Genomic DNA, 6,713 nt, shown 5'->3' with positions numbered 1-6,713 from the left:
CGTGCGTGGCCCCTGCGCGATGCCTTCCTCGATGGCCCGCAAGATGGCGTCGTGCGCAGCACGATACTTGCCCTGCCCTCGACCCAGAAAATCGAGCATCATCGCGCCGGTCCAGATCATGCCGAGCGGGTTTGCAACGTTCTTGCCGTAGATGTCGGGCGCCGAGCCATGCACGGGCTCGAACAGCGACGGAAACGTTCTTTCTGGATTCAGGTTCGCCGAGGGCGCGATGCCGATCGTACCGGCGCATGCTGGTCCAAGATCCGAAAGGATGTCGCCGAACAGATTCGACGCGACCACGACGTCGAAGCGCTCTGGCGAGAGAACGAAACGTGCGCAGAGGATATCGATATGGTATTTGTCCGTCTTCACCTCGGGATACATCGCGCTAATCGCGGCAACGCGCTCGTCCCAGAACGGCATGGAGATCGAGATACCGTTCGACTTCGTCGCGGACGTGAGATGCTTCTTCGGGCGGCTGTTCGCTAACTCATAGGCAAACTTCACGATTCTGTCGACGCCATGGCGCGAGAACACCGCCTCTTGGAGAACAACCTCCCGATCGGTTCCCGCAAAGAGGTGTCCGCCAACTGAGGAGTACTCCCCTTCCGTGTTCTCACGCACGACATAGAAGTCGATATCGCTCGGCTCCTTCCCTGCAAGCGGGCAAGGCACGCCGGGCATGAGACGCACGGGACGCAAGTTGACATACTGGTCGAACTCGCGCCGAAACTTGAGGAGTGAACCCCACAGAGAGATATGGTCGGGAACGATTGCAGGCCAGCCGACTGCCCCGAAGTAAATTGCCTCAAAGCCGCGCAGTTGCTCGAACCAGTCGGCCGGCATCATGTCGCCATGCTCGCCATAGTAGTCGCAGTTCGCCCAATCGAACGTCTCGAATTCGAGTCTGACGTCATACTTCTCTGCGGCAGCTTTAACAACGCGCAGGCCCTCCGGCATCACTTCTTTCCCAATGCCATCGCCTGCGATTACCGCGATCTTGTGCGTCGTCATGGTTACTGTCTATTAAAATGGCCTCATGCATGAGGCCAAAAATGTACGCTGATCCCTCTGCGCGATCGCGCGTGCACCCCATGCCATCCTTCCTGCCAAGACCATGCTTTACGCCTGCGTGTGCTCTTCGGTCCAACGCGCAAGGAGAGCCTTCTTATCGACCTTGCCGGTGATGCCGAGCGGCAGCTCGTTGGTCCAATAGATCTGGCTGGGAACCTTAAAATCAGCGAGTCTCGATTTGCAATACTCAGTCAACACATCCGCTGAGACGTGCTTGGCATCGCGGGAAACCACGTAGGCAGCAACGACCTGACCGAACTTCTCATCCGGCACGCCAATCACCGAGGCGGATTGAACGTCCGGATGCGACGCAATGGTTTCTTCGACTTCCGCAGGCGCGATGTTCGCGCCGCCACGGATGATGATGTCCTTGATTCGGCCCGTAAGGTAGTAGAACCCTTCGTCGTCTCGATAGCCCAGATCTCCGGTTCTCATCAGGCCGTGCTCGAAGGTAGCCGCCGTCAATTCGGGGTTCTTGTAGTACCCGCACGTCGTCGAAGGCGCGCGCACCAGCAACTCTCCAACTTCCCCGGGTTTAACTTCATTGCCGCTGGCATCGACGATCTTGATGATTACGCCTGGCGCGGCCTTCCCAATTGCACCGTCGGGGACAGGCGCAGGGTCATTGGCAAATCGACCGAAGACCGGTCGAACTTCGGTCAGCCCGTAGTAGTCATCGATCCTTTTGTTGAACCTGGCCTCGAAGCGGTTGCGCAGCTCGCGCGACAACGGAGCGCCAGCCGACACCAGTAGGCGCATGAAGGACAAGTCGATGTGTAAGTCGTTCTGCTCGGCATACTCAAGCATCATGGCAAACATCGTCGGCACGCCGTGGAACACCGTCGCGTTATGGAGCGAGAACGCTTCCAGCGCTTCGCGCGGGTGGAATCGCCGCATCAGCACGACTTCCGCTCCAGCCTGCAGGGTCATGGAAGATGCGGTCGAAAGACCGTACAAAAACCCAAGGGGTAATGCCACGACGGTGACATCCGCCGGTGTCATCGCCCACAACTCGATAAGCGATCGATTGCCATCGACTTCAGCGGCCTGATCGAACGCGACTGCTTTGGGACGCCCGGTCGAACCCGACGTATACGCAATCTGAAAAATCTCAGTTTGCGCGTCGCGGGCCTGCGGTTCGCTCATCGCGCCGAGTTCGCCTAGACCATCTAGAGACGCCAAGCGCGTAGCAGGTACCAGCGCAGCAGCTGACTCTGCAACATCCCGCTTTTTCTCGTCATGCAACAAGAGCGCGACACTTGCGTGGTCGAGGATGTATGCCACCTCATGCGCTGTCAAGCTGGGATTCACCGAAACGAAAGTCCCGCCGATCTTGCCAAGCGCATAGTAGAGCAAGATCACTTCGACGCGATTCTCGCAAAGCGACGCAACGGTGCTGCCGGGCCCGATGCCAATGCGCTTGAGTCGGTCACCAAGGGCTCCCACTTGCTCCACGAGTTGCCCGTACGTCAACACCGTCTCTGCGCCGCACAGAGCAACGCGTCCACTGTTGCGCTTGGCGTGCGCTTCGATTTCGGCTGTTATCAGGTTGCTGTTCATGCCTGCATGCCCATCTGGCGTATTTAAGAGGCGAAGCCCGGCTTGCGCTTCATCATAACTTTCCACTCGCCTTCCTGGACCACTTCCCCGCGTTGGTTCTCAACCGCAACATGGAAGAACACGATACCGGCGGTAGGCTTTTTCGTCTCACGTTTGGACGTCACGCGCTCACGCACGTGCAGTGTATCGCCAGCCTTCACGGGCCCCTTCATGTCCCAGGTCATGCCCAGAAACGCGATGGCGGTACCTTCCTTCAGGCCGAGGCGGAACTCGAGCCCCGTTGCAATTGCGAATACGGCCGGACCGTGCAACAGACGCGCACCGAAGACACTGTTCTTAGCAAATTCTTCGTCGGTGTGAACCGGATTTTGGTCACCGGTTACTGCCGTGAACAGCACGATGTCAGCCTCGGCAATCGTGCGGCGCGGCGTCACCCACTCCTGACCAACTTCCAGTTCCTCGTAGTACTTTGCATTCGGGCCGAGCTGATCGGCGACCGGAGCTTCCATCGTAGACATGTTCAATTCCTCACTTCGTTTGATTTGGTTACTTGACGTTCTTAGATAACGCCACTGCTTTGAACTGCTTCGCCGCTTCTTCCATTGTCATGAAACTCACGCCCGCCCGAGCTCGCATATGCTCAATCAAGCGTTCGAGCATCGCCACTCTTGGACCTCTGCCGATGATCTCCGGGTGGCACGTCAACGTGAAAAAGCCGTCTTCGGCATATGCTGCGTCGAACTCGCCCTTCCATGCCAAAAAAACGTCTTCTGTAGCACGCAACCCAGCGTTGTACGGCCGTGCCGACCAGTGAAAGTAGGGGTAGTCATCGAGCTCCCACGCAACCGGTAGTTCGACGATCGAACTGTCTGCGCCAAAGGTAACCTTGTCGTCCGACATCACGTCACCTCGCCGAGCGAAATATGGCTGGAAGTCGTTAGCCATCATGCTGCTGTCGTACTGAAGGCCCGCTTCCTCCAGAAGCACGATGCTGTTGTCGCTCAGGTCCCACGCTGGCGAGCGATATCCGCGCGGTCGCTTGCCCGTAATCGCCTGAAGTTCTTCCAGGCTGCGATGCAACAGATCGCGCTCTTCATCGATCGGGAGCCCGACCGGACTCTCGTGAAGGAGGCCATGCGCAGCGACTTCGTGGCCGCCGCTCACGATTAACTCGAGTGCGTCTGGAAAATTGCGCGCCGTATGGGCAGGGGTGAAAAACGTCGCCCTTACCCCTTGACGGGCAAGCATGGTCAGAATACGCGGCAGTCCAGCGCGGACACCATACTCTCCCCGAGATAACGCTGTCGGAGTGGTCTGCTTGAACGTGCTAAACCAAATCGCGAGTGCGTCGAAATCGAACGTCAAGCAAACAGTCGTCATCGGTCAATATCCTGATTAGAACGCGGTCCAAACCCCATCGATGCAATCGCCTGCATAGAGAAGCCCGGCACGACGCTCGGAGGTTTTCTCATCGGGGTACGGGGTACGGCCTACATACTCTACAATACAAAAATTAGACCCGCAAGTCTAAATTCAAGTGGTGATTGATCGGCGAAAATGACAATGAGATCGTTGAGGAAAACCTGACCCGCGCGGGCAGAGGGCTTACCAATTCGCTTTACAGATCCGGAATCCGACCGGACCAGGGCGCGAGTTCCTCAATTTGCGCCGCCGTTGTGAGGATTTGATCTTCCCTTCCGAAGTGTCCGACGAGTTGGACCCCAACCGGCAACCCCGCTGCGGTCCAATACGAGGGAACGCTTGCCGAGGGCTGTCCGGATGCGTTGCTGATCGTCAAGAACGCAGTGTATTTTGAGACTTCCCGACGAAATGACCAGAAATCGGTATTCATCGAGAACTGGCCCAAATGCACAGGAAGCTGTGTAAGCGTGGGACTCAAGGCAAGATCGAAATCCTTCATGCCCCGAGCCATGCGCCGGCCCACGCTGTGGAACGTGTTAATCGCTGCGATGTATTGCGCGGCGCTCAACTCGCCGCCTCGTTTGTAGGCGTCGAAAATTGCGGGCTCGATGCGAGACTTCCAGCTCGCCTCGTCCCGGCCCCCAACCATGCCTGTGATCGACGCATAGGCATTCGCCATCAATACAGTGACGTGGGCATGAACCAATTCGTCGTAGTCGATGGATGGCAGCTGCGCGTCCACGACCTCGTGGCCCGCACGCTTTAACAGCGTCGCCGCAAACTCGACGGCATCAAGACACGCTTGAGCGACTGGAATATTGTTGAAGGCAGACGTCCATTTCGCAATTCGTAGGGGCTTTGCGACATCACGTCCGAGAAGATCCAAATACGATGTTGGCGCGGACGGTGAGGCGTAAGGAGCCCCCGCCTCGTAGCCTCCGACCGCATCCAACGCCGCCGCGGTGTCACGTACGCTCTTGGAAAGCACGCCCTCAACGGCGAGCCCCCCCCAGCCTTCACCGCGCGATGGCCCCATCGGAATCCGTCCACGTGACGGCTTCAATCCGAATACCCCACAACATGACGCGGGAATCCGGATAGACCCCCCCCCGTCGCTGCCATGCGCGATTGGAACAATACCGGCTGCCACTGCAGCTGCCGCCCCGCCACTTGATCCGCCCGACGAACGGCTTTGATCCCAAGGATTCTTCGTAGGGTGCACATTTGCAGTCGCTTCTGTTGTCGGCGCCATGCACAGTTCAGGCACTGTAGTGCGGGCAAACGAGATCAGCCCCGCGTCATTGAATCGCTCGACGAGGGTGGCGTCGTATTTGAAAGGGATATCGCGAAACAGATTCGATCCAATACTCGTCGGGAATTGCTTCGATGCCAGTGCCGAGTCCTTGAGCAAGAACGGCACGGCGCCGAACACTCCTTTAACTGCCACCGTTTTCGCTCGCGCCCGCGCGCCGTCGAAATCCGGATAACAAAGCGCGTGAATCTTAGGATCGATCTTGATTGCAAGCTCGATCGCACAATTCATCAATTCTTCCGGCGAAACCGATTTTTCTTTGAGCAGCGCGGCCAAGCCGAGTGCGTCATGTTGGATGTACTCTGATACTCTCATTTCTGCCCCTTGAAGCCGGCGTGCTCGCGACTAGCCGACTTGAAAATTGATACATGCTGGTGCCGAAATCGGCGTCGACAAGCAGCGGGCCAGGTGTATCGGTCCCAGTGCCGCCATGCAGACTTAAGCCCCATTCCGGATGGATGGATCGTGAGACGTCTAGCGCCCTACAAAGACGGACGTGCATTTTTCGAGAAACGCACGCCTTCCCTCTTCGGCGTCGCTACTCTTGTTCCACTCGTAAAGCTCGTCGACCTCGATTTCAAGTCCGTACATAAGGGGCAACTTCGATCGATACACTGCTCGTTTGAGGCAGCCACTGCAACTTGGCTCAGTGAGATGAACGGAGCAATGAAGGCATTGACATCCTCCAAAAGGCCTGCAGCATAAAATTTAGGATATCGAATCTCAATGCTTCTTTCGCATCGACAGTACGAACGGTTAGCCTCATGTCGAGCGCTCGCGAGCGTCCGGTCAATCGTTGGAGTTGTTGAGTCCCATCCGCCCCCGACAATTGGCCGATTATGACCTCCGCATGCGCGAACTAGGCGCACGGCGTTGCCACGAGCAAAAGTACAAGAATGAGCCAACTCCAAGCCGCCACCCAGTGCGAACCCGCACACACGCTAACCAAAAATTTCGATAAGTCCTCGTTCTCGAGCGCTGCTTACCCGATGTGCTGCGATCGCCACGCGCTATGCCAAGTGCGTCGGACAGTTGCCAACCGCAATCACGCACACTCGCGGTATACACCGATATAACTTGCAATCGACGATAGGTCTAATACCGATGACGCTTCGCTCAGTGCGCGTCCATACACCGCATGAGAGAACCTATCGAGCACCTTATCGCTCCTGATTCTCGTTCGCCACGGGTGTATGGCACAGTCGAATGCTGCCTTCTGCGCCGGGGACGAGATACCTAAGATCGTATCGCGTGCTCCAAGCCAGATCTAAAAGCTCTGCACGACCGTCGTTCGTCGAGAAGCCTTTTCAGCATCTCAAATCGCCTTTGACCTCGGCTCTCTTCG

At 57.2% G+C, this 6,713-nt stretch carries 5 protein-coding genes; all 5 read right to left on the bottom strand.

Features of this window, described 5'->3' with window-relative positions; all coding sequences use genetic code 11:
* Nucleotides 1–1,014 (bottom strand): tartrate dehydrogenase (locus tag DIE06_RS37225; RefSeq protein WP_124665681.1); only part of this gene is annotated, 1,014 nt, incomplete at its 3' end.
* 108 nt (nt 1,015–1,122) lie between these two features.
* Nucleotides 1,123–2,700 (bottom strand): class I adenylate-forming enzyme family protein, encoded by a 1,578-nt coding sequence (locus tag DIE06_RS37220; RefSeq protein ID WP_260433899.1) that lies wholly within the window; start codon nt 2,698–2,700, stop codon nt 1,123–1,125.
* Entirely contained in the window at nt 2,658–3,152 is a 495-nt protein-coding gene (locus DIE06_RS37215) for a MaoC/PaaZ C-terminal domain-containing protein (protein ID WP_124665680.1), read from the bottom strand. The genes DIE06_RS37220 and DIE06_RS37215 overlap by 43 nt, the downstream gene beginning before the upstream one ends.
* Before the next feature lie 28 nt (nt 3,153–3,180).
* Nucleotides 3,181–4,014, bottom strand: coding sequence for a polysaccharide deacetylase (locus DIE06_RS37210; RefSeq protein ID WP_124665679.1), 834 nt, complete (start codon nt 4,012–4,014; stop codon nt 3,181–3,183).
* Nucleotides 4,015–4,252: 238 nt separating this feature from the next.
* Nucleotides 4,253–5,644, bottom strand: coding sequence for an amidase (locus DIE06_RS37205; protein WP_409364539.1), 1,392 nt, complete (start codon nt 5,642–5,644; stop codon nt 4,253–4,255).
* Nucleotides 5,645–6,713 lie beyond the last annotated feature (1,069 nt).

It is taken from the genome of Burkholderia sp. Bp8998, from assembly GCF_003854235.1.
GTDB lineage: Bacteria > Pseudomonadota > Gammaproteobacteria > Burkholderiales > Burkholderiaceae > Burkholderia.
This window is presented reverse-complemented; position numbering and strand designations above follow the sequence as displayed.

Excerpts from the sequence above, each read along its gene's own strand:
- DIE06_RS37210 (WP_124665679.1), bottom strand. The coding sequence starts at position 4,014 with ATGACGACTGTTTGCTTGACGTTCGATTTCGACGCACTCGCGATTTGG.
- DIE06_RS37215 (WP_124665680.1), bottom strand. The coding sequence starts at position 3,152 with ATGTCTACGATGGAAGCTCCGGTCGCCGATCAGCTCGGCCCGAATGCA.